This is a genomic window from Corynebacterium sp. NML 120412 (assembly GCF_002285155.1).
In the GTDB taxonomy this organism is placed as follows: Bacteria; Actinomycetota; Actinomycetes; order Mycobacteriales; family Mycobacteriaceae; genus Corynebacterium; species Corynebacterium gottingense.
This window is the reverse complement of sequence record NZ_NSGL01000004.1, coordinates 1-21,100: the sequence shown is the minus strand read 5'-3', so window position 1 is coordinate 21,100 and position 21,100 is coordinate 1. Positions and strand designations below refer to the sequence as shown.

The following is a 21,100-nucleotide window of genomic DNA, read 5'->3' as shown; positions in this document are numbered from 1 at the left end:
AACCGGAGGGGGTGTGGCTGCGTCTAATAAGGGGACAACAAAAACAGCGGCCCGCGCACGCGGGTCGGGGGACATCATGGGGGTGGAACAATGAGCGCATCGCAGCACGGCGTCGACGTCGATGTTGAGGCGGTTCGCGAGCATTACACGCAAGCCATCGGCGCGTACGAGGCGGCGGGGGAGGCCATCGCGGCGCATCCCGCGCGGGTTGAGCCCGCGAGCTTTGGCCAGGGGTTTGCGAGTCAGGGGGTGCGAATAGCGGCGGCGCTCGAGCTTATCGACGCCACCACGTCCGCCTACTTACGCACCCGCACACACAACTGGGAACGCATCATGCAGCTGGCCTCCGACGTGGCGAGCACGGACGAGGGCAACGCGTCCGGCTTCGGGCCGGGGATTGGCGCCGGGGAGGTGCTCTCGTGACGGCGGTGGAGGCAGAAGTGCAGCGGATGATGTCGCTGATTTCGGCGGCGCCGGTGGCGTCGTCAAGCAAACGTGCGACCGCGCAGGGGATGGCGAACGAGCTCCTCTGCAGCATCGACAGGCTGCGGGGCCAGAACCTTAGCCAGTTCGCGCAGACGGGCGCGCAGCTGCGCGCCCGGTGCGGTGGCACGGGCAGTGTGCGCACGGGCGGGAGCCTGGGGACTGACATCTTCGGGCCTCCCGGCGGCGGCCGCGGTCCCACAGGCGAGCCGATCTGCGGGCCCTGGTTCGACGAGGTGGGCATTACCGCGCGCGAGTCCTCGGACACCGAGCGGGAAGCCGAGCACTTCACGCAGGTCGATGAGGTCGGCGGGCAGATCGAGGAGTGCTGCAAGGCCATCGAGGACGTGTGCGCGACGGGCGACATCGCGATGCAGGAGATGCTCTCCCCGGTGTGCACCATGCTGGAGATGATTGTGAAGTTCGGGTTCCCGCAGCTCACCGACCAGGTCATTGACGTGGCGATTGGTGCGCTCACGCAGGCGAATGCGACCGCGTCGGACCGCAACTGCGTGATCGAGGACTGCCTGGACACGATCGCGAAGTGCGTGGAGCAGGTCGCTGAGCGGCAGCCGGCACCCGCGGTGGAGTACGGCGGCGGTGCCTGTGGCGCGGGCGCGGCGGGAGGCGTGGGCGCGAGCGCGGCCGGGACGGTTGCTGCGCAGTGCACGGAACCGGTTCAGGCTCCCTCCCCGAAGCCGGCGCCGCAGCCTGTGGCGCCGCCGGCTGTCGCACCGGACCCCGCGCCGGCACCGGTACCGGAGCCCCCGGCTCAGCGCGAGTGCCCCCGCTTCGAGTCGAGGTGCGTTGAGCGCCCCGCTCCGGTGGGCGTGGGCGTAGCGAGCCTCTCCGCGTCACAGGCCGCGACGTCGGCGGCGTCCGCCGCGTTGGGCGCTGGCGCTGGGGTGTTCCCGCAGGTGGTCCAGCCGCCAGCGCCGCAGATGCCGCCGATGAACATTGAGGTGAACTTCAACTACGCGCTCGACGGCGCCGTCAACGCGGGGCTTGAGGCAGTGGACTGCGAGACGGTGTCGCAGTTCCAGCCCCCTGTGCAGCAGGTTTCCTCGGATTCCTCTGCGTGGGTCGGCACGTTGGTGCAGGTCGGCGCCGCGGCGGTGCTCGAGGGGCTCGACTGTTTTGCGGCCTCGCTCGACGCGGTGGCGGAGTGCCCCGGGGCGGAGTGCTGTACGCACGAAGTCACGGAGCCAGAGCCAGAGCCGGTGCCCGAGCCAGAGCCTGAACCGACGCCGGAGCCCGAGCCCGAACCGGTGCCCGAGCCCGAACCTGTGCCCGAGGACGGCGTGATCCCGCCGCCACCTGAGCTTGCGCAGGTGGAGGAGCCGGCCCCGCCGCCGGAGAAGGTCGCGCACCTGGAGGGCGCGCCGACCGAAGCGGCCCAGGCTCCCGAGCCACCGGCTGCCGCTGACCCGGTCGTCGAACCGCAACCGGAGCAGCACGAAGGACAAACCGAACACACAGCAGAGCCTGAACACACCGAGCAACCAGCGCAGGACGCGCATGAACCGTGGGCAATCAAGAAGACAGGGGAATGGTGATGGATTTCGCAGAGTTTGCCGAGCAGTACCGGCGACGTACCCAGAAGCGCATGCTGGATTTCGAGGCCATGCTCAGAGACAACCAGCGCAAAATGGCGCAGACCGCGAAGTACCACGCGATGGCGCAGGCGAACCCGAACAAGCCACCGCTGGTCGTGCCGCGCGGAGAGTACAGCTACCCGCTCAAGACATCCAAGCTGCTACAACCGCCGGAGGACGGGCAGAAGCCGATCCGGGCGGTGCTGCGCCGCGAGCCACCGAACGGGAGGCGCCCACGGTAGGGATGATCGCGAGGCTGCGCCTAAAACGTGCCTAAAACGGGCCTAGTACGCGCCTAGAACAGCGAGAACCCGCTGTCGTCGCGGCTCAGCCCGGCGGCCTCTGCCAGGTCGTCGCCCACCAGCGACTTCACGCTGCCGCCCGCGGCCTCCGGGTCGGAGTAGGCGGAGTACTTGTTCTCCCCGCCGAGCTGGTGCAAGAGGAATCCGGTGACCAGACCGCGCGCGGTCTCTTGGATGCTGCGGTTGGACTTGCCCAGCCCGAGGACGCGCTTGAGCAGGCCGTCCTCGGAAAACTCCTGCTGGTCGCCCTTCTTGATGGTGCGGTAGCACGCGTCACCGGCCCAGTTGTAGGCCAGCTTCGCGGGGTTGCCCGGATCAAACAGTGCGTCGCCCTCGGGGCCTGGGCCGATGATCATCGCGGGCACGAACGTGGAGCGCGCCGCCTCCGTGGAGGAGGGAGCCACGTTTGCGGGGTAGATCGACGCAACGGCGCGGACCTGCGGGTTGTCCACGGAGGCGAGCACCGCGGCGCCGCCGCCCATGCCGTGGCCGACCATGCCGAGCTTGCCGGAGGAGACCGTAATGTTGCCGTTGCCCAGGCGCACGCCCGCGCAGATCTGCAGCGCCGTTTCGAGGTCGGCGGCGAAGCCGCGGTGGTCGGGCGCCAGCCCCGTTTCCGTGTTCGGCGCGGCGACGACGATGCCCCAGCTGGCCAGGTGGCGCAGGAAGCGGTGGTAGTCGCCGACCTTCTTGGTCCAGTCGTGCCCGAAGGCGACGGCGGGCAGGTCCTTGCCTTCCACCGGCGCGTACACCTTGCCGGGCAGGCCGGTGTAGCCCAGGTCGCCCTCGAGGACGCGGTGCGGGCCGCGCTTGGACAGTTCGGAAAGATTCTTCAACTTCGCAGACACGCCGACAATGGTACTCGAGCAGTGCGTCGTACGTGCGCAGTCCACGGCTTCGGCCCCGCGCGTCGTTTCCGCTAGGGTGAGCCGGGAACGATAGGAGGTGGCAGGATGCTCGGCGCACTCTCGCTCGCATTCGTCGATTCGGTGAACCTACTGCTTATCGGCGTCATCGTGGCGGTAGGCATCATGGTGCCCCGCCACAGCCGCACCTACGCAGCCATCACGGCGCTGCTCATCGCGGGCGATTGGCTGGGCGTGGCCAGCCTCGCCCTGCTCATGCTCGCTATTTTCGACGGCCTCGGGCCCCTCGTTCACGACTTCGTCGACGGCCCCATCTTCGGCGTGCTCCTCCTGGTCACAGGCTTGGCCACCGCGGTGCTCGCGCTGAAGGGCGGAGACAACAGCAAGCTTATCGACGCCATCTTGAAAACGCTCCGCAAACCAAACGCCCTGACGGTGGTCACCGGCTTCATCCTCGGTGTGGTGCAATCAGCCACCTCGATGCCATTTTATGGCGGGCTGGCCCTGCTCTCCACGGCGGGCATTCCGCCGGAGATCCGCTACACGTCGCTGGTCCTCTACGCCACCGTGGCCCTGTCGCTGCCAACCCTGTCCGCGCTGCTGGTCGGCTGGGTCCGCGCGCGCCCGGAGAGTCTGGCGGGCCGCGGGTTTGCGTGGGCGCGCTCGAACCCCCACACGGTGACCCTGGCCGCGACGTGGGCGGTGTCCGCCTTGCTCATCCTGCTCGGCGTCCTGCACTTGCTTTAAACCGGTCGCGAGTGGTGCACAATAGCGTGCATGAGCCCAACACGTCCGCAAACCCTGGTCACCCGCATCGACCTTGATGCCATCGCGCACAACACTCGCGTCCTCGCAGCACAGGCGGGTCCCGCGCGCCTGATGTGCGTGGTGAAGGCGGACGCCTACAACCACGGCGTGCAGCGCTGCGTGCCGGTGATGGACCGCAACGGCGCGGAGGCGTTCGGTGTCGCCACCTTCGCGGAGGCCCGCCAGGTCGCCCAGCTCACCGACAAGCCGGTCCTGGCCTGGCTGTGGACCCCGGGCGAGGAGATCCCCGCCGGCATCGAGGTCGGCGTCCCCTCGCTTGCGCACCTGGGCATGCTTCTCGACGCCACCGCGACCCCCACCCCCACCCGCGTCCACCTCATCGTGGACACCGGCATGAACCGTTCCGGGCTGGACGAGGACGCGTGGCCCGAGGCCTTCGCACGGGCGGCGCGCGCCGAGGCGGAAGGGGCGATCCGCGTCGTCGGCCTGATGAGCCACCTGGCCTGCGCGGACGACCCGGGCAACCCGTTTACCGCGGAGCAGCTCGCCGCGTTCGCCCGCGCCCAGGCGCAGGCGCGGGCGGCGGGGCTCGACCCGCGGGTCAACCACATCGCAAACTCGCCGGCCCTGTGGACCTGCCCGGAGGCGCACTGCGAGCAAGTACGACCGGGGCTGAGCTTGTACGGCGATGAACCGGTGCCGGGCCAGACCCACGGGCTGCGGCCCGCGATGACGTGGGCGGCCCGCGTGGTGGCGGTCAAGCCGATCGCGCGCGGCGAGTCCGTGAGCTACAGCCTGACCTGGCAGGCGCCGGAGGACGGGTACACGGCGCTCGTCCCGGTGGGCTACGCCGACGGGGTGGGGCGTTCGTGGCAGGACCACTTCGGCGTCACCATCGGCGGGCAGTGGTACCCGCAGGTGGGCAGGGTGTGCATGGACCAGATTGTGCTGTGGCTCGGCTCGGCTGGCGCCACCGGCGCCAGCACCGTGCGCCCGGGGGACGAGGCGGTGCTCTTCGGCGACGGCGGCGTGAGCGTGGACGAGCTGGCGGGCGCGGTGGGCACGATCAATTACGAGGTGCTGTGCGCGCCCAAGGGCAGGACGGTGCGGGAGTATGTTGGGGAGGGAAGAGAGGGGCGTCGATAAGCGAAAGGCGAGGGAGACACGTGCAACGAGTGTGCGAAACTGCGGCTGAGACGAAGGCGCTCGGCCGCGAGCTCGGCGCGACCCTGCGCGCGGGCGATGTGGTGATTCTGGACGGGCCGCTCGGCGCCGGGAAGACGACGCTGACGCAGGGCATTGCGGACGGGCTCGGCGTGAAGGGGCGGGTGACCAGCCCGACGTTTGTGATTGCGCGGGAGCATCGGTCGCTGTCCGGCGGCCCCTCGCTGATTCACGTCGACGCGTACCGGCTGCTCGGTGAGGGCTCGAGCGGCGACCCGCTCGGCGAGCTCGACGCGCTGGACCTGGATACGGAGCTGGACCGGGCCGTGGTGGTCGCGGAGTGGGGCGGCGGACTGATCGAGCAGCTCGGGTCGCGCTACCTGCTGGTCACGCTGGACCGCGAGACGATGGTGCGCGAGGACCCCGACTCGGAGGGGCGCATTATTGGCTGGGAGTGGCGCGGCGGCGAGCCGGGTGAGGGGCAAACTGGCGATCTTGGTCAGTCAATGTAGGCTTTAGCCCATGCTGAAGCTCTCCAACACCAACCGCGGATGGGTTGCGCTGGCCTGCGCTTTGTGGGTCGTGCTGCTCGTCGCGATGATTTTCATCCCCATGTCCCGCCCGAATGCGCAGGCAGCCTCCGCAACGCCGACGAACTCGCTGCAGGACTCCATCGAGGAGCTCAACCCGAGCGGCGACGCGCTCATGGGGCAGATGCTGGACCCGAGCCAGATTTACGACGCAGAGCAGTACATGGGCTTTACCACCCTGTGCCCGACCGAGCCGCCGGAGCTGCTGAACAGCAAGCTGGAGGCACTGCACCTCTCCCAGGATGACCTGGAGATGAGCGCCGACGAGAACGCCAGCGATGACGAGAAGAACACCGCGTACGTCGCGCTGCTGAAGCAGGATGAAAACGCCGAGCCGGGTCTGGACAAGGTGGATCTGCGCTACGTGGACATCTGCCAGGCCCCGGCCACCACTGCTTACCCGCTGCAGACCCCGATCATCGTGGGCAAGCAGGGCGGCAAGTGGTTCATGATGCCGGCGCAGTAATGCTTGTACTCGCACTCGACACGGCAACGACAGACCTGGTCGCGGGCCTGGCGGAGGTCTCCGACCCCGCTGACCCCGCCAGCGCTACTTCCTGCGAGGTAATCGCGGAATCCGTGACCGCCACCCGCGCCCACAACGAGTTGCTCGTCCCCACGGTGACGCAGCTCCTTCAGGGCGCGGGTCGCGCGTTTGCGGATCTCGACGCCATCGTGGTGGGCTGCGGCCCCGGCCCGTTCACCGGCCTGCGCGTGGGGATGGCAACGGCGTCCGCGTTCGGCCAGGCCCTGGGCGTGCCCGTCCACGGCGTGGTCACGCACGACGCGGTCGCCGCTGTGCTGGACGCCCCCTCGGCCCTCGTAGTCACCGACGCCCGTAGGCGCGAGGTGTACTGGGCGCGTTACGACGCCGGCGTGCGCGCGGACGGTCCCGACGTGGTGGCCCCGGCGGCGCTGGAGTGCCCGCCGGTGGCGGTCTGCTCGGTCCCCGAGCAGCTCTCCGAGCAGCTCCCCGAACAACTCACGGCGCAGGCGGAGCGGGTGACCTACCAGGCGCCCACCACCGCCGGTCTTCTTGCCGCGGCCGACCTCACCGCGACACCCGGCCCGCTGGTGCCGCACTACCTGCGCCGCCCGGACGCCGTCCCGCCGAAGGCGACCCCGAGGTCACCCGCCCTGCCGGAGGTAGACCTCTCCCAGTTCCGCGCGCCGGGGAAGTAAGGGGAGCACGTGCAGTTTCGGGAACTGGTCCCGGCGGACGCCACCCGCGTGGCCGAGCTAGAGCAGGCCCTGTTTGCGGGCGACCAGCCGTGGACCGAGAAGATGCTGCTGGCGGAGTTTGCCCAGCGCCACACCTTCTACGTCGGCGCCTTCGATGACGGCGACACTGACGGTGGAGTGCTCATCGGCTACGCCGGCCTGGCCATGCTGGGCCCGCGCGAGGACCCCGAGTTTGAGATCCACACCATCGGCGTCGACCCGGCGCACCAGCGCCGCGGCGTCGGCCGAGCACTGATGGACCAGCTCCTGCACACCGCCGACCTACTCGACGGGCCCGTGTTCCTCGAGGTGCGCACAGACAACGCCCCCGCGATTGCCATGTACGAGCGCTACGGCTTTGCCACCACCGGCGTGCGCAAGAACTATTACCAGGCGTCGGGCGCGGACGCGTACGCTATGATGCGCTCCCGCAGGACCGCGCGGGGAAGTCATACATCACCAGAAGGGGAGCAGGAAGCATGATCGTGCTGGGGATTGAATCGTCGTGCGATGAGACCGGCGTGGGCATCGTGGACCTGCACCCGGACGGGACGATGGAGGTCCTCGCGGACGCCGTCGCGTCCTCGATGGAGCAGCACTCGCGCTTCGGCGGCGTGGTGCCGGAGATCGCCTCGCGCGCCCACCTCGAGGCCATGCCGCAGGTCATGGAGGCCGCGCTGCGCGAGGCCGGCATTGCCAAGCCCGATGCCGTCGCCGCGACCGTCGGCCCGGGCCTCGCCGGCGCGCTGCTGGTCGGCGCGTCCGCGGCGAAGGCGTACGCCGCCGCCTGGGGCGTGCCCTTTTACGGCGTGAACCACCTCGGCGGCCACGTCGCGGTGGCCAATCTGGAGGGCGAGTCCGAGCTGCCGCACTCCATCGCCCTGCTGGTTTCCGGCGGCCACACCCAGCTGCTCGAGGTCCAGGCCGTGGGCCGCCCGATGCGGGAGATGGGCTCGACGCTTGACGACGCCGCCGGCGAGGCCTACGACAAAGTCGCCCGCCTCCTCGGCCTCGGGTACCCGGGCGGACCCGTGGTGGACAAGCTGGCGGCGCAGGGTGACCCGAACGCCATCGCGTTCCCGCGCGGCCTGTTCAAAGCGCAGGACCTGCGTGGGGAGCACCGCTTCGACTTTTCCTTCTCCGGGCTGAAGACCGCGGTCGCCCGCTACGTGGAGGCCGCTGAGCGAGAGGGGCACGTCATCAGCATGGAAGACGTGTGTGCCTCCTTCCAGGAGGCGGTGTGTGACGTGCTCACCGCCAAGGCCGTCATGGCCTGCGAGGACACCGGTGCGCGGACGCTGCTGCTCGGCGGCGGCGTGGCGGCCAACTCGCGGCTGCGCGGGCTCGCGCGCGAGCGCTGCGAGGCCCACGGCATCGAGCTACGGGTTCCGCGCTTCAAGCTGTGCACGGACAACGGCGTGATGATCGCTGCGCTGGCCGGCCAGCTCATCCACGAGGGCGCGCGGCCGTCCCCGCTGTCCACTGCCACCGACACGTCGCTCGAGGTGGAAACGCCGCTCGTCGGCGCGTGACCCCTGGCCCGGAGGAGCTTTCGCTCCTGCACAAACGCTGGGGAGTGACTATGTTGGTGGGCGAGAGCAGAGCCAAGAGCAGATCACTGCACCAGAGCAGCACTGCGCCAGGGAGGATTGCTGACCATGACTGATGCATCACACGCCACGGGCCACACGCCGGAGACCACGACGAATCCGGAGCAGGCGGACCGGGAGCGGTTCGGCTTCCTGGTGTCGCCGGACCTGAGCTACCGCCGCATCGTGTTTGATGAGGACACGGCGCGTGACTTCCTTGGCGGGATGCACGACGACTTTGTTGACGTCGCATTTGAGCAGGAAGGCAACCGCTTCCACGCGCTGTTCAACCCGGAGGCTCGCGCTCAGGGCGCGGAGCCGAACCCGGTGGCCTCTTTGGCGCGCAACACCGCGGCGACGAACAACCCGGCGTTTCTCACGGACCCGACCCGCGCGATCTGCGGGCCGGTCATCTTTACCAACCGCGAGGGCAAGAGTGTGGAGGAGCGCACCATCGAGTCTGTGGATCAGGCGATCCGCGCGGTGCAGAATTACCGTGAGGACAATCCGGAGGAATACGAGCTCTGGCGCAACGCGGTACTGAACGCGGATCACGCGCAGTAGCGATTTCGGGGGGCCGTGTTGTTGTGACTTAGCACTCGTGTGGGTAGAGTGCTAACCAGGTTGTGTAGAGCACAGTTGTTTACCCGCGACGACGGCTGCGCATCGAGACAATCGAGACAACTGCAAAACCTGCAAGATTGCAACGCAACATCACGAAAGGTCACCAAGGTACCGATTATGGCAAACGTCAATATCAAGCCGCTGGAAGACAAGGTTCTCGTCCAGATCGCAGAGGCTGAAACCACCACCGCCTCCGGCCTGGTTATCCCGGACTCTGCCGCTGAGAAGCCGCAGGAAGCCGTCGTCATCGCTGTTGGTCCGGGTCGTCTGGACGACAACGGCAACCGCGTCGCCCCGGACGTCAAGGAGGGCGACACCGTCGTGTTCTCCAAGTACGGCGGCACCGAGCTGAAGTACAACGGCGAGGAGTACCTGCTGCTGTCTGCTCGCGACCTGCTCGCTGTCGTCGAAAAGTAAGCGAAGGGGGCTTAGCCACCAATGGCAAAACTTATCGCTTTTGAACAGGAGGCCCGCGAGGGCATCCAGCGCGGCGTGGACATCCTCGCCGACGCAGTCAAGGTCACCCTCGGCCCGCGCGGCCGCAACGTGGTCCTCTCCAAGTCCTGGGGCGGCCCGACCGTGACCAATGACGGCGTGACCATCGCGCGCGACATCGACCTCGAGGATCCGTTTGAGAACCTCGGCGCGCAGCTGGTCAAGTCCGTCGCCGTCAAGACCAACGACATCGCTGGTGACGGCACCACCACCGCGACCCTGCTCGCGCAGGCGCTCGTGTCCGAGGGGCTGCGCAACGTCGCCGCGGGCGCGAACCCGATCGAGCTGAACAAGGGCATTGCCGCCGCGGCGGAGAAGACCGTGGAGGAGCTGCGCGAGCGTGCGACGCCGGTCTCGGCATCGTCGGAAATCGCGAACGTGGCCACGGTCTCCTCCCGCGACCCGGAGGTCGGCGAGATGGTCGCCGGCGCGATGGACAAGGTGGGCAAGGACGGTGTGCTCACCGTCGAGGAGTCCCAGTCCATCGACTCTTACGTGGACCTCACCGAGGGCATCTCCTTTGACAAGGGCTTCCTGTCGCCGTACTTCATGACGGATCCGGACGCCGGCCAGGCCGTGCTCGAGGACGCGCGCGTCCTGCTGGTCCGCAACAAGATCTCGTCGCTGCCGGACTTCCTGCCGCTGCTGGAGCAGATCGCAGAGTCTTCCGTGCCGCTGCTGATTATCGCGGAGGACGTCGAGGGCGAGCCGCTGCAGGCCCTCGTGGTCAACACGATGCGCAAGACCCTGAAGGTCGCCGCCGTCAAGGCGCCGTACTTCGGCGAGCGCCGCAAGGCGTTCATGGACGACCTGGCCGTGGTCACCCAGGCCACCGTCATTGATCCGGAGGTCGGCGTCAACCTCAAGGACGCCACCCTCGACCAGCTCGGCCGCGCACGCCGCGTCACCGTGACCAAAGACGACACAGTGCTTGTCGACGGCGCGGGGACGGCCGAGGCCATCGAGGAGCGTCGCAACCAGATCCGTCGCGAGATCGAGTCCACCGATTCCACCTGGGATCGGGAGAAGGCAGAGGAGCGCCTGGCCAAGCTGTCCGGCGGCGTCGCTGTCATCCGCGTCGGCGCCGCCACCGAGACCGAGGTCAACGAGCGCAAGCTGCGCGTCGAGGACGCCATCAACGCCGCGCGCGCCGCGGTGCAGGAGGGCGTGATCGCCGGCGGCGGTTCCGCGCTCGTGCAGATTGCAAAGGAGCTCGAGTCCTACGCCGAGCAGTTCGCGGGCGAGCAGAAGGTCGGCGTGCTGGCCGTCGCCCGCGCGCTGCGCAAGCCGGCGTACTGGATCGCTGACAACGCGGGCCTGGACGGCTCCGTCGTTGTCTCCAAGATCGCCGAGATGAACAACGACGAGGGCTTCAACGCCGCCACGCTCGAGTACGGCAACCTCGTCGAGCAGGGCATCATCGACCCGGTGAAGGTGACCCACTCTGCAGTGGTCAACGCCACCTCCATCGCCCGTATGGTGCTCACCACGGAGGCGTCCGTGGTGACCAAGCCGGCCGAGGAGGACGAGGCCGCAGGTGCCGCTGGCCACGCAGGCCACGCGCACTAGCGGTAGACTCACCGCGCGCCGGTTGGACCGGCAAAATGCCCCGGGACTTAAAGTCCCGGGGCATTTTGTGTGGGCGCTACTTTGCGGAGGCCGCAGCTGGCACCTTCACGCTGCTGCCGTGCCCGCCGCGCAGGATCACCTGGCGCTCGGACTCGCTCATGCCGCCCCAGATGCCGTACGGCTCAGCGACGCGGAGCGCGTGCTCGCGGCACTGCTCGAGGACGGGGCAGGTGTAGCAGATCGCCTTCGCGCGGTTCTCGCGCTGTGCGCGGGCGCGTCCGCGCTCTCCATCCGGGTGGTAGAACACCTCGGAAGCTTCGCCACGGCATGCGCTGTGGAGCTGCCAATCCCAGAAGTCTGCGTTCGGTCCGGGAAGCTGATGCGGCAGGGACATTATCGTAGAGGCTCCTTGTAGAGAATGTGCTGAAGGGAAAGCGTGTGAAGTTGTGCAGGCGGGCCGCGCGGGGCGTCACCGATTTCGAAGTGTCCACCGCCTTGGTAAACGATAGGTTTCCCATGGGTGTCCCACAGCTGTATTCGCGCAAGCAACGCCGAAAAAATGCACTGTGAGCTGGGTGGATGATAAAGGTAAAGCGCTGGTGAACTTTAAGGGAACCTTGGAAGAGGTGCGGAAAATGCCGGGGAGGTGGCGTCGATAAGCGCTCTGCGTGCTTGTGTGCCTCTTGGACCGCAGTGCAACACTATGGTCTGCTACCTATTACACTTCCTACGGTTACTTAAAACGGTGGACCTTAAGCCGGCGAGCGAGCAAGGAGCGAGATGACGACTCCCCACGATGAGGACGAGCTGCAGCGGCTCGTCCCCCTCGCCGCAAACGGGGACAAGCGGGCACTGCAGCGGGTGCTGGCCATCGTGCACCCGATGGTGCTGCGCTACACCCGCGCACGGATTGGCGGGCACCGCATGCCCACGGCGGAGGACGTCGCGCAGGAGATCTGCCTCGCGGTGGCCACCTCGATCCACCGCTACGTGGACCAGGGCAAGCCGTTTATGGCGTTCGTGTACGGCATCGCGTTTAACAAGGTCGCTGACGCGCACCGCGCGCTCTCGCGCGACAAGCTCACCCCCACCGAAGAGGTGCCGGATGAGGAGTTTCACGGCCTGACTCCGGAGGAGTTTGCGCTGGTGGGGGACGGGAGTAACAGAGCGCGCGCGTTGCTCGATGTACTCAATGACAAGGCGCGCGACATCGTCATCCTGAGGGTGTTCGTCGGCCTTTCCGCAGAGGAGACGGCGCAGGCTGTGGGCTCGACCGCGGGTGCGGTGCGAGTTGCCCAGTACCGTGCGCTGGCGACGCTGCGTAAAAAACTGGAGGAAGGGGAGTTGCACAATGACTCGGCGCGATGATGAGGCCACCGAGGAGTTCGCCGCGGTAGCCGACGTAGACGCTTGGCTTGATGCGATCGCCGCAGGCGAGGACCCCTCCGGCGGCGAGGATGAGCTCGCGGCACTCTTCCTGGACTTGAAGGGCGAGGTGGATCGTCCCGCGTCGGAGCCGCTGCTTATCGACGCCACGTCGACCCCCTCCGATGCCCCCGACGCCTCCGACGCCTCCGACGCCTCCGACGAGACCGGTACAGCAGGTTCCGTCATCCCGTTCCGCAGCGCGTCCCGGAAGCCGCGCCGGTCGCGCCGTGGTGTGAGCCCGTGGGTCTCCGGCCTGGTCGGCGCTGCCGCGGCGACCGCCGTTGTCACTGGCAGCGGGGCGGCGCTCTACAACGCAACCCCTGGTTCGCCCCTCTGGGGCCCGGCGACCGCAGTCTTTGGAGACCGCACTGCGGCCGTCGAGCTGGCCGCCACGCTCGACGAGCTCGAGGCGGCCAACGACTCCGGCGACAAGGACGCGGCGTCCGCGCTGTTCGAGCAGGCCAGGGCGCTGCTTGCATCCATGGAGCCGCGGGCAAACCAGGACCGGGACGGCGAAAAGAGCCAGGCCCCGATCACCACGATGCGCACCAAGGTCTCCACGGTGACGGTCACCCCGCCGCCTGCTGAGTCGCCGGCTCCCGCTCCGGAGCCGCAGACCGTGACGGAAACGGTGGTGCCCTCAGCCAACCCGCAGCCGACCCTGGAGCAGCCGTCGTCCAGCGCTGCCGCCCGACCGAGCGCTCAGCCGTCAAGCCAGTCCAGTGCCGTTCGCCCGAACCCTCTACCTCAACCGAGCGCGGCTGCGCCAAGCCAGGGCACAGAGTCCGGCAACGAGGAAAACGCTACGGACGGGGCGGCTGCCCCGTCCCAGGTGGATCAGAGTGCAGCCGGGGAAAGCGAGGGCGCCGGGTCGGTGGCGGACCACAGCGACGCGCTTGGTCAGGCGCAGAACTACTAGGAAGCGCCGGGCCCGAAGTTAGCGGGCCTCCAGGCCGTCGAGGAACCCCATGGCGTAGTCCCAGGTGACGTAGGCGTCGTAATCAATTTCCGCGCTCGGCTCGTGCACCGGCGGGAGCTGGTTGCGCAGGGTGGCCAGCATGTTGTGTTCCATGATGGCCCAGTCGTAGTAGTGCCATTGCTCGCAGTCGTCGCACATGAAGTAGATGCCGCGGATGCCGCGGGGCTGCAGGCGGCGGATGCAGTCGCGAACGCACTGCAGGTCGCGCAGCACGTCGGCACGCTCCTGCGGGGAGAGGGGTTCCGGGAGCGCGTCATCCTCAATAAACGACGCCGGATCGTTCGGGTCATCCGCGAACGGGTCCTTGGGCATCATGTCATCAAAGTTCACACCACCAACCCTATGTGCTTTGCGGGCCCGTGCCAATTCCCCCGCCTTACGTGAAACGGCGCTGACGATATATCATGACGGAAAGTAAACGGTGTGACCCGCGCGGGAGAGGAGACGCAGCAATATGGCAAATGAACGAGTTCTCACAGGTGGCGACGACCCGAACAAGGTGGCGCTGCGGGGCCTGACTTTTGACGATGTACTGCTCCTGCCGGCCGAGTCCCACATCGTGCCCGCCGAGGTGTCCACGACGTCCAAGTTCAGCCGCAACATTACCCTCGGCATGCCGATTGCGTCGGCGGCGATGGACACCGTCACCGAGTCGCGCATGGCCATCGCCATGGCCCGCCAGGGTGGCATTGGCGTGCTGCACCGCAACTTGAGCGCGCAGGACCAGGCGGAAAACGTCGACGTGGTCAAGCGCTCTGAGTCTGGCATGGTGACCAACCCGGTCACCGCGCGCCCGGACATGACCGTGAACGACGTGGACGCGCTGTGCGCCCGGTTCCGGATCTCCGGGCTGCCGGTCGTGGACGAGGACGAGCGCCTCGTGGGCATCGTTACCAACCGTGACATGCGCTTCGAGCGCGACTTCCAGCGCAAGGTCGCCGAAATTATGACGCCGATGCCGTTGGTCGTGGCAGAAGAGGGCGTGACCAAGGAGAAGGCGCTCGAGCTGCTTTCCGCAAACAAGGTGGAGAAGCTGCCGATCGTGTCCAAGGACGGCAAGCTGGTCGGCCTGATCACCGTGAAGGACTTTGTGAAGACGGAGCAGTACCCGAACGCGTCCAAGGACGCGAACGGCCGCCTGCTCGTCGCCGCCGGTATCGGCACCGGTGAGGACTCCTACGACCGCGCCGGTCTGCTGGCAGAGGCCGGCGTCGACGCCCTCGTGGTCGACTCCGCCCACGCGCACAACAACCGCGTGCTGGAAATGGTGGCGCGCGTGCAGAAGGACTTCGGCGACCGCCTCGACGTCATCGGTGGCAACCTGGCCACCCGCTCCGCGGCGCAGGCGATGATTGACGCCGGCGCGGACGCCATCAAGGTGGGCATCGGCCCGGGCTCGATCTGCACCACCCGCGTTGTCGCCGGCGTCGGCGCGCCGCAGATCACCGCGATTATGGAGGCCTCCGTGCCGGCGCACAAGGCGGGCGTGCCGATCATTGCAGACGGCGGCATGCAGTTCTCCGGCGATGTGGCCAAGGCCCTGGCCGCCGGCGCATCGACCGTCATGCTCGGCTCCATGCTCGCCGGTACCGCCGAGGCCCCGGGCGAGATCGTCGTGGTGGGCGGCAAGCAGTACAAGCGCTACCGCGGCATGGGCTCCATGGGCGCCATGCAGGGCCGCGGCCTGACGGGGGAGAAGCGCTCCTTCTCCAAGGACCGCTACTTCCAGGCCGATGTGACCAGCGAGGACAAGCTGGTGCCGGAGGGCGTTGAGGGGCGCGTGCCGTTCCGCGGCGAGCTCGACTCCATCACCCACCAGATCGTCGGCGGCCTGCGCGCAGCGATGGGCTACACCGGCTCCGCATCGATCGAGGAGCTGCAGACCAAGCAGTTTGTCCAGATCACCACGGCTGGCCTGCGCGAATCCCACCCGCACGACATCACCCAGACCGTCGAGGCACCGAACTACCGCCACTAGGATCGAGTTGTAACAACACCATGCACGAATACGTGGAAATTGGCAGCGGCCGCGAGGCGCGCAAGGCCTACGACCTCCGCGATCTGTCCCTGGTCCCGGCGCGCCGCACGCGCTCGTCCAAGGACGTCGACACCACCTGGCATATCGACGCTTACACGTTCGACCTGCCACTGTGCTCGCACCCGACGGACGCGCTGGCCAGCCCCGAGTTTGTCATTGAGATGGGCAAGCAGGGCGGCCTGGGCATCCTCAACGCGGAGGGCCTGCTGGGCCGTCACGCGTCGTTTGCGGACTCCGTGGCCAAGGTCGTCGGCGCGGCGAGCACCGACTGGCACGAGATGGAGACCATGCTGCAGTCCCAGTCGCGCGGCACCGCCGTGCTGCAGGAGCTGCACCAGGCGAAGTTGGACATGGACCTGTTTGCGGAGCACATGGCGCGCGTGCGCGACTCGGGCGCGACCGTCGCGGTGCGCGTGAGCCCGCAGAACGCGCGCGAGCTGGCGCCGCACCTGATCAAGGCGGGCGCAGAGATCCTGTTTATCCAGGGCACCATCATCTCCGCCGAGCACGTGCAGCAGGGCGGCGAGCCGCTCAACCTGAAGGAGTTCATCGGCTCCCTCGACGTCCCGGTGATCGCCGGCGGCGTCTTTGATTACAGCACCGCGATGCACCTCATGCGCTCGGGCGCGGCCGGCGTGATCGTCGGCTCCGGCCAGTCGAACCAGAACATGGCGCTGGACGTCCCGCTGGCCACCGCGATCGCCGACGTGGCCGCGGCGCGCCGCGACTACCTGGATGAGACTGGTGGCCGCTACGTCCACGTCCTCGCTGACGCGGACGTGCGCACCTCTGGCCAGATTGCCGTTGCGCTCGCGCTGGGCGCGGACGCGGTCATGGTGGGCGAGCCGCTCGCTCGCGCCGCGGAGGCCTCCGGCGAGGGCATGTACTGGGAGTCGGTGCTGGGGCACCCGCGCTTCCCGCGTGGTGAGATGCGTCGGGTGGTTGCTGCCGAGGAGCGCCAGCCGCTGGAGATTGTGCTGCACGGACCGTCGCACGACCCGTACGGCACCATGAACCTGGTGGGTGGCCTGCGCAGGATCATGGCGAAGTGCGGTTACACGGACACCAAGTCGTTCCAGAAGGTGAATCTGACCGTCCGAAATTAATCGGATATTGCGCAGAAATACCTGATAGATTGAGACCCACTATGGCCTACGACGTGATTCTGGACCGGGATGTGACGGACGGCCCGCAGCACCTGGTCGAGGTGGATGACATCTTCTTCTCGGTCACGGATGCCAAGGGCATCATGACCGACGTGAACGAGGTGTTCATCTACTACGCCCAGTACCCGCTGGAAGAGATGATCGGCAAGCCGCACAACCTCATCCGCCAGGACGAGATGCCGGGCGGCGCGTTCAAGGCCATGTGGGACTGGATCCAGGCCGGCAAGCCGTTCGCCGCCTACGTGCGAAACTTGGCCAAGAGCGGTTCGGCGTACGACGTCTTGGCCACGGTCACCCCGCTGCCGGGGGACCGCTATCTGTCGGTGCGCACCCGGCCGATGACGCACTACTTCCAGGACGCCGCGAAGGTGTACCAGGAGGCGAACGCCGTTGAGCACAAGGCGAAGGCCGAGGGGGTCGGACGACGGAAGCGGGCCGAGCTCGGGTGGGAGCGGATCTGCGAGCTCATCCCGGACTACGACGCGTTCATGGCGGAGATCCTGCCCGCCGAGGTCGCCGCGCGCGAGGAGGCCGGCTTTGTCCTCCCCGAGGGCGAAGGTGAGGTGTACGAGGCCACCGCGGCGCTGTACGCGGAGCTGGAGAGTTTCATGGGCATCCAGACCTCCATCAAGCAGTCGGCCGAGGAGCTCTCGCGCGCCTGCCAGACCCTGTTGGAGGAAAACGCCGTGACCAACCGGGTCAAAGGCGAGATGGAAAACGTGGTGGCGGAGGGCGCCACCCGCACGCTGTTGCTCGCACCGCTGCAGGTGTGGGCCACCATGCGCGGGATTATTGATGAAAACGCGCAATCGCTCGCCGAGGTCGCCGAGGAACTCCAGGACCGCGCGGCGAAGGCCCGCACTGCGATCGCCCTGGCCCGCCTGCACGCCGCGCAGACGGCGACGTTCTCCGCGGAGGAGGACCGGATTGAGTCGATGCAGATGCTCTATGACGCCATGGAGGTCGCCCTCCGCGACATGGACAACGCGGTGTTCCTGCACTCCTCGCTGGCCAACCGCGTAGAGCTGAAGGTGAACTCCATCTCCGAGCTGACCAAGATGCCGCTGGAGATGATCCGCCGCTGGTCCCAGTCCACCGCGCAGCAGCCGGTGGGCCAGAACATCGACCCGCTGGTCGCGCAGGTGGAGCAGGCCATTCAGGCTGCCGACGCCTCCATCGCCCAGCTGCAGCTCTCCTCCAAGGACCTCGGCGAGGACCCCTCGGTCGACGGGGTGCACGACGCGCTTGAGCGCCTTCGCCGGGCCGTCTACTAGGCGTGCGCACGCACGGGCGCGCCGCTTCCTATGGAATTTTGCGCCAACGCCTACTAGTTTTTATGGAAGGCTCATGCGCCCCCTTCTCTGGCGCGTGTCGTGCTCTAGTCCGGCGGAAAGTTTGGGAGAACTGAAATGCGTGGACGGATTGTTCGTTCTGCAGTAGCACTTGTCACCACCACCGTGACTGCCGTCGCGTTGTGCGCGCCGCCAGCGTCATCAGCCCCTGCGGCCTCCGACGTGTCCAACTCGGCTGAGGCACCGCTTGGCGACGCCGGCGCGAGCGATTACCCCCTGTTCACCTTCTACCGGCCCGAGTTTGGCAACTGGCTGTACGTCCTGCGCGACCAGGTCGAGCGCGGCGACGCGTTCAACCCGCCGGTGTACGCGCACTTCATCCCCGAATACGAGCAGGTGACGCCACCGCAGCCGCTGACCTACACCAAGGTGGACGGCCCGGAGTGGCTGGAGGTGGACTCCAACACCGGGCAAATCCGCATCACCAACGACATCTCCGCGTACCTCCGCATGACCAACAAGCTGACCACGCCGGAGCAGGTGGCGTCGCTGAGCGTGAAGGTGACCTACCCGGACGGTCACGACTGGACGCAGCACCTGACCGTGGTGTTGTTTAACAACGAGGAGAGCTACGAGGCGTACAACAACCCGGCCACGGTGGAGGAGCCGCGGTTTGCGCGCCGCCCGATCCCGCTGACCCCGGGAGAGACGCTCACGCTGACCCGGAAGGACATTTCGTGGAAGGACCCGCAAGTACAGTGCGGGGAGAAGCCGGGCGAGGAGCTGGTGCGGTGCAAGGAGCGCGAGACGCCGGGGTTCTGGCCGGACGGGATCTGGGACGCCGACCTGGTGGTGGAGCCGCAGCCGCAGGAAGAAAACCCTGGCAATCCGCTCCTTGATCCCCAGTACGTCAACGTCGAGGTGGTCAACGACGCGAACGGCCAGTTCCAGGAGCTGCGCATCCACGCGGAGAAGAAGCTGGAGGAGCTGACCAACCAGGGCTACGCGGGTGGGGCATTGCCGGTCCGCTTCCGCTGGAAGGCCCGCGACGGCGAGTCCTTCACCACGTTCAACGACAGCACGATGGAAGAGGCGTGGGACACCGTCCCGCTCTACGTCTTCTTTGGCAACCTGTCCGACAAGGACAACTACGTCCCCCGGGCGGTCGCACCGATCACCACCGTGACGGGGCAGGAGGGAAGCGCCGCGCTCCCGGAGTTTGATTCCGCCGGCATCGCGGGCGACCCGGAGCAGCCGGTGAACCCCACGTTCACCGTGGTTGGCAAGGACGCCGAGTGGGTATCCGTGGAGGATGGCCGCATCGTGGCGCGCCCGACCGCGCCCGAGCATGTGGGTAAGCACAAGGTCCAGATGCGGGTGGACTTCCAGGACGGGTCGCACTCCCGCTTCGGTGTCGACGTGACCGTGACCCCGCTGGCCGCCCAGTACGAGCCGCGCTGGGAGGACGCCACGCTGGAGCGCGGAACGACCACGGTGCGCGTCCCGCTCGCCGGCACGCTGCCGGGCGAGGACGCCACGACTTCGGTCGCGGCCGACACCGACGGGTTCGCCGCCACCGCCAACGCGGACGGCTCCATCGACGTCACCGCGCCCGCCGACGCCAAGGTCGGCACGACCGCGACGCTCACGGCGACAACGAAGTACTCCGACACTACGGAGGGCAAGCCCGACACGGTTGACACCGACACCTTCACCGTCACCGTCGTCGCACCCCCGGGGGATAACGTCGCTGACCTGGGCGATGCCCCTTACCCGCCGCAGCGGATCGCCCGCGACGAGGAGCGTAAGGTCGCCGCCCCCGCGGGCGAAAACATCGCGTTCGCGCCGGTCACGGAGGCTGACTCGGGCGCGCCGGGCTACACCGGGCCGACGCCGACGTGGGCGCAGGTAGACGCCGACGGCACGATCACGCTGCGCCCGGACGCGAAGGTCCCGTCGGGCCTGGTGCGGGTGCCGGTGCGCGCGGAGGATGGCAGCGGCAACGTCCGCATCATCGAGGTCCCCGTCACGGTCGGCGCGAACCGCTCCGAGGTTGCCTACCCCACGCGGACCGAGGCGCAGGTGGGCGAGCCGGTGACCATCGCGCCGCTCGAGGGCGTGCGCGAGGGGTTGGAGTTTGCGGTTGTTGGGGGTGAGGGGAGCGTCGATAAGCAAGGCACCATTTCGTACACCCCGAAGCTTTCGCAGGCCGGCGAGCGGACGCTGCGCGTGCGCGTGACCGACCACAGCGGCGCGACTCGCGACATCGAGGTCCCGGTGACGGTGCGCACGGTCAGCGACCGCACCGCGCCGACCTGGGCCGATGCCAGCGCGCCGCAGGGCGAGCCGATCGAGGTCGCCAATTCGGGCGACTCGGTGGAAGGTGCGGTGGTCGAGGCATCGCTTATCGACGCCACATCCTGGTCCGCCTCTGCCAACGGCGACTCCGTCACCGTGCACCCCGGCGCGGGCGCGAAGGCGGGGGACCGCGCGACGCTGCGCATCACCGCCACCTACGGCGACGGCAGCAGCGATACGCAGGACGTGACCGTGCGGGTGACCGACGCGCGCGCCTACCCCGAGGGGACGGTCGTGGCGCCCGCGGGGGAGACAACCCGGTCTGAGGCCCCGGGCGGGTTCGGCGACTCGGCCACGTTCGCCCTGGCAGAGGGCTCGCCGCACGGCAACTGGGTGGCGATCGACCCCGCCACCGGCGCCGCGACGCTCACGCCCGCCGCGCGGAAGCGCGACGCCGAGTTCGTCGTGGCCGGGTCCTACGACATCCCGGTGGTGGCCACGCTGCCCGGCGGCGAGCGCGTCCAGCTGACCCTGCCGGTAGCGCTGCCCTCGCTGGCCCCGAACCTGCACCCGAAGTGGCGCGACGCCGCCGGCGCCGCCGGGGCGCACTCGCTGTCTCTTTTACACCTCTAT

General features: G+C 68.0%; 22 protein-coding genes. 19 read left to right on the top strand and 3 right to left on the bottom strand.

Features of this window, described 5'->3' with window-relative positions:
• Positions 1 to 90: 90 nt before the first annotated feature.
• The 3 genes from CKJ84_RS09375 to CKJ84_RS09365 are packed head-to-tail and all read left to right on the top strand — an operon-like array spanning position 91 to position 2,320.
• Positions 91 to 423, top strand: coding sequence for a hypothetical protein (locus CKJ84_RS09375; protein WP_095546780.1), 333 nt, complete (start codon positions 91 to 93; stop codon positions 421 to 423).
• Positions 420 to 2,039 (top strand): hypothetical protein, encoded by a 1,620-nt coding sequence (locus tag CKJ84_RS12245; protein ID WP_158221692.1) that lies wholly within the window; start codon positions 420 to 422, stop codon positions 2,037 to 2,039. The genes CKJ84_RS09375 and CKJ84_RS12245 overlap by 4 nt, the downstream gene beginning before the upstream one ends.
• Positions 2,039 to 2,320 (top strand): hypothetical protein, encoded by a 282-nt coding sequence (locus CKJ84_RS09365; protein ID WP_133064017.1) that lies wholly within the window; start codon positions 2,039 to 2,041, stop codon positions 2,318 to 2,320. The genes CKJ84_RS12245 and CKJ84_RS09365 overlap by 1 nt, the downstream gene beginning before the upstream one ends.
• Positions 2,321 to 2,373: 53 nt before the next feature.
• Here the strand turns inward: CKJ84_RS09365 and CKJ84_RS09360 are convergent, their stop codons facing one another.
• Positions 2,374 to 3,228, bottom strand: a complete 855-nt coding sequence (locus CKJ84_RS09360; protein ID WP_095537263.1) for a dienelactone hydrolase family protein — start codon at positions 3,226 to 3,228, stop codon at positions 2,374 to 2,376.
• A gap of 105 nt (positions 3,229 to 3,333) precedes the next feature.
• Between CKJ84_RS09360 and CKJ84_RS09355 the strand changes: the two genes are divergently transcribed.
• The 10 genes from CKJ84_RS09355 (at position 3,334) to groL (ending at position 11,266) form a co-directional block, all read left to right on the top strand.
• Positions 3,334 to 3,993, top strand: a complete 660-nt coding sequence (locus CKJ84_RS09355) for a hypothetical protein (protein WP_095277813.1) — start codon at positions 3,334 to 3,336, stop codon at positions 3,991 to 3,993.
• A gap of 30 nt (positions 3,994 to 4,023) precedes the next feature.
• Positions 4,024 to 5,160, top strand: coding sequence for an alanine racemase (alr, locus tag CKJ84_RS09350; RefSeq protein ID WP_095546779.1), 1,137 nt, complete (start codon positions 4,024 to 4,026; stop codon positions 5,158 to 5,160).
• Positions 5,161 to 5,180: 20 nt separating this feature from the next.
• Positions 5,181 to 5,690 carry a tRNA (adenosine(37)-N6)-threonylcarbamoyltransferase complex ATPase subunit type 1 TsaE gene (gene tsaE / locus CKJ84_RS09345; RefSeq protein WP_233125645.1) on the top strand — a complete coding sequence of 170 codons (510 nt, stop codon included), beginning with the start codon at positions 5,181 to 5,183 and terminating at the stop codon, positions 5,688 to 5,690.
• A 10-nt stretch (positions 5,691 to 5,700) separates the two neighbouring features.
• Entirely contained in the window at positions 5,701 to 6,234 is a 534-nt protein-coding gene (locus tag CKJ84_RS09340) for a hypothetical protein (RefSeq protein WP_095546778.1), read from the top strand.
• Positions 6,234 to 6,950, top strand: a complete 717-nt coding sequence (gene tsaB / locus CKJ84_RS09335; RefSeq protein WP_095546777.1) for a tRNA (adenosine(37)-N6)-threonylcarbamoyltransferase complex dimerization subunit type 1 TsaB — start codon at positions 6,234 to 6,236, stop codon at positions 6,948 to 6,950. Before CKJ84_RS09340 ends, tsaB begins: the two co-directional genes overlap by 1 nt.
• 9 nt (positions 6,951 to 6,959) lie before the next feature.
• Positions 6,960 to 7,472: a ribosomal protein S18-alanine N-acetyltransferase gene (gene rimI, locus CKJ84_RS09330; RefSeq protein ID WP_095546776.1), complete on the top strand. Its 513-nt coding sequence runs from the start codon at positions 6,960 to 6,962 to the stop codon at positions 7,470 to 7,472.
• Complete coding sequence (gene tsaD / locus CKJ84_RS09325) at positions 7,469 to 8,521, top strand: tRNA (adenosine(37)-N6)-threonylcarbamoyltransferase complex transferase subunit TsaD (protein WP_095546775.1); 1,053 nt, start codon at positions 7,469 to 7,471, stop codon at positions 8,519 to 8,521. Before rimI ends, tsaD begins: the two co-directional genes overlap by 4 nt.
• A 126-nt stretch (positions 8,522 to 8,647) precedes the next feature.
• Entirely contained in the window at positions 8,648 to 9,142 is a 495-nt protein-coding gene (locus CKJ84_RS09320) for a hypothetical protein (RefSeq protein WP_233125644.1), read from the top strand.
• A gap of 177 nt (positions 9,143 to 9,319) precedes the next feature.
• On the top strand, positions 9,320 to 9,619 hold the full coding sequence (gene groES / locus CKJ84_RS09315) for a co-chaperone GroES (protein ID WP_038588532.1): 300 nt from the start codon (positions 9,320 to 9,322) through the stop codon (positions 9,617 to 9,619).
• Between the two features lie 21 nt (positions 9,620 to 9,640).
• Entirely contained in the window at positions 9,641 to 11,266 is a 1,626-nt protein-coding gene (groL, locus tag CKJ84_RS09310) for a chaperonin GroEL (RefSeq protein WP_095546774.1), read from the top strand.
• Between the two features lie 76 nt (positions 11,267 to 11,342).
• On the opposite strand, the gene CKJ84_RS09305 is transcribed toward groL, so the two are convergent.
• Positions 11,343 to 11,660, bottom strand: a complete 318-nt coding sequence (locus CKJ84_RS09305) for a WhiB family transcriptional regulator (RefSeq protein ID WP_095546773.1) — start codon at positions 11,658 to 11,660, stop codon at positions 11,343 to 11,345.
• Between the two features lie 386 nt (positions 11,661 to 12,046).
• On the opposite strand from CKJ84_RS09305, the gene CKJ84_RS09300 reads away from it, so the two are divergent.
• Positions 12,047 to 12,634: a sigma-70 family RNA polymerase sigma factor gene (locus CKJ84_RS09300; RefSeq protein ID WP_095546772.1), complete on the top strand. Its 588-nt coding sequence runs from the start codon at positions 12,047 to 12,049 to the stop codon at positions 12,632 to 12,634.
• Positions 12,618 to 13,613 carry a hypothetical protein gene (locus tag CKJ84_RS09295; protein WP_095546771.1) on the top strand — a complete coding sequence of 332 codons (996 nt, stop codon included), beginning with the start codon at positions 12,618 to 12,620 and terminating at the stop codon, positions 13,611 to 13,613. The genes CKJ84_RS09300 and CKJ84_RS09295 overlap by 17 nt, the downstream gene beginning before the upstream one ends.
• An 18-nt stretch (positions 13,614 to 13,631) precedes the next feature.
• On the opposite strand, the gene CKJ84_RS09290 is transcribed toward CKJ84_RS09295, so the two are convergent.
• Complete coding sequence (locus CKJ84_RS09290; protein WP_186439349.1) at positions 13,632 to 14,003, bottom strand: DUF5319 domain-containing protein; 372 nt, start codon at positions 14,001 to 14,003, stop codon at positions 13,632 to 13,634.
• A gap of 124 nt (positions 14,004 to 14,127) precedes the next feature.
• Here CKJ84_RS09290 and guaB point away from each other — a divergent pair, with 124 nt between their 5' ends.
• The 4 genes from guaB to CKJ84_RS09270 form a co-directional block, all read left to right on the top strand.
• Complete coding sequence (gene guaB, locus CKJ84_RS09285) at positions 14,128 to 15,651, top strand: IMP dehydrogenase (protein ID WP_095546770.1); 1,524 nt, start codon at positions 14,128 to 14,130, stop codon at positions 15,649 to 15,651.
• Between the two features lie 20 nt (positions 15,652 to 15,671).
• Positions 15,672 to 16,817, top strand: coding sequence for a GuaB3 family IMP dehydrogenase-related protein (locus CKJ84_RS09280; RefSeq protein ID WP_095277787.1), 1,146 nt, complete (start codon positions 15,672 to 15,674; stop codon positions 16,815 to 16,817).
• Between the two features lie 41 nt (positions 16,818 to 16,858).
• Positions 16,859 to 18,151 carry a PAS domain-containing protein gene (locus CKJ84_RS09275; protein WP_095546769.1) on the top strand — a complete coding sequence of 431 codons (1,293 nt, stop codon included), beginning with the start codon at positions 16,859 to 16,861 and terminating at the stop codon, positions 18,149 to 18,151.
• A 135-nt stretch (positions 18,152 to 18,286) separates the two neighbouring features.
• A partial coding sequence (locus tag CKJ84_RS09270; protein WP_143340354.1) for a Rib/alpha-like domain-containing protein occupies positions 18,287 to 21,100 on the top strand: 2,814 nt, incomplete at its 3' end.

What these genes read in the sequence shown, in the direction of transcription:
- CKJ84_RS09300 (WP_095546772.1), top strand. Translation starts at nt 12,047, where the DNA reads ATGACGACTCCCCACGATGAGGACGAGCTGCAGCGGCTCGTCCCCCTC.
- tsaD (WP_095546775.1), top strand. Translation starts at nt 7,469, where the DNA reads ATGATCGTGCTGGGGATTGAATCGTCGTGCGATGAGACCGGCGTGGGC.
- CKJ84_RS09355 (WP_095277813.1), top strand. Translation starts at nt 3,334, where the DNA reads ATGCTCGGCGCACTCTCGCTCGCATTCGTCGATTCGGTGAACCTACTG.
- CKJ84_RS09295 (WP_095546771.1), top strand. Translation starts at nt 12,618, where the DNA reads ATGACTCGGCGCGATGATGAGGCCACCGAGGAGTTCGCCGCGGTAGCC.
- guaB (WP_095546770.1), top strand. Translation starts at nt 14,128, where the DNA reads ATGGCAAATGAACGAGTTCTCACAGGTGGCGACGACCCGAACAAGGTG.
- CKJ84_RS09305 (WP_095546773.1), bottom strand. Translation starts at nt 11,660, where the DNA reads ATGTCCCTGCCGCATCAGCTTCCCGGACCGAACGCAGACTTCTGGGAT.
- CKJ84_RS09280 (WP_095277787.1), top strand. Translation starts at nt 15,672, where the DNA reads ATGCACGAATACGTGGAAATTGGCAGCGGCCGCGAGGCGCGCAAGGCC.
- CKJ84_RS09365 (WP_133064017.1), top strand. Translation starts at nt 2,039, where the DNA reads ATGGATTTCGCAGAGTTTGCCGAGCAGTACCGGCGACGTACCCAGAAG.
- tsaB (WP_095546777.1), top strand. Translation starts at nt 6,234, where the DNA reads ATGCTTGTACTCGCACTCGACACGGCAACGACAGACCTGGTCGCGGGC.
- groL (WP_095546774.1), top strand. Translation starts at nt 9,641, where the DNA reads ATGGCAAAACTTATCGCTTTTGAACAGGAGGCCCGCGAGGGCATCCAG.
- alr (WP_095546779.1), top strand. Translation starts at nt 4,024, where the DNA reads ATGAGCCCAACACGTCCGCAAACCCTGGTCACCCGCATCGACCTTGAT.
- CKJ84_RS09320 (WP_233125644.1), top strand. Translation starts at nt 8,648, where the DNA reads ATGACTGATGCATCACACGCCACGGGCCACACGCCGGAGACCACGACG.
- CKJ84_RS09275 (WP_095546769.1), top strand. Translation starts at nt 16,859, where the DNA reads ATGGCCTACGACGTGATTCTGGACCGGGATGTGACGGACGGCCCGCAG.
- groES (WP_038588532.1), top strand. Translation starts at nt 9,320, where the DNA reads ATGGCAAACGTCAATATCAAGCCGCTGGAAGACAAGGTTCTCGTCCAG.
- CKJ84_RS09375 (WP_095546780.1), top strand. Translation starts at nt 91, where the DNA reads ATGAGCGCATCGCAGCACGGCGTCGACGTCGATGTTGAGGCGGTTCGC.
- CKJ84_RS09340 (WP_095546778.1), top strand. Translation starts at nt 5,701, where the DNA reads ATGCTGAAGCTCTCCAACACCAACCGCGGATGGGTTGCGCTGGCCTGC.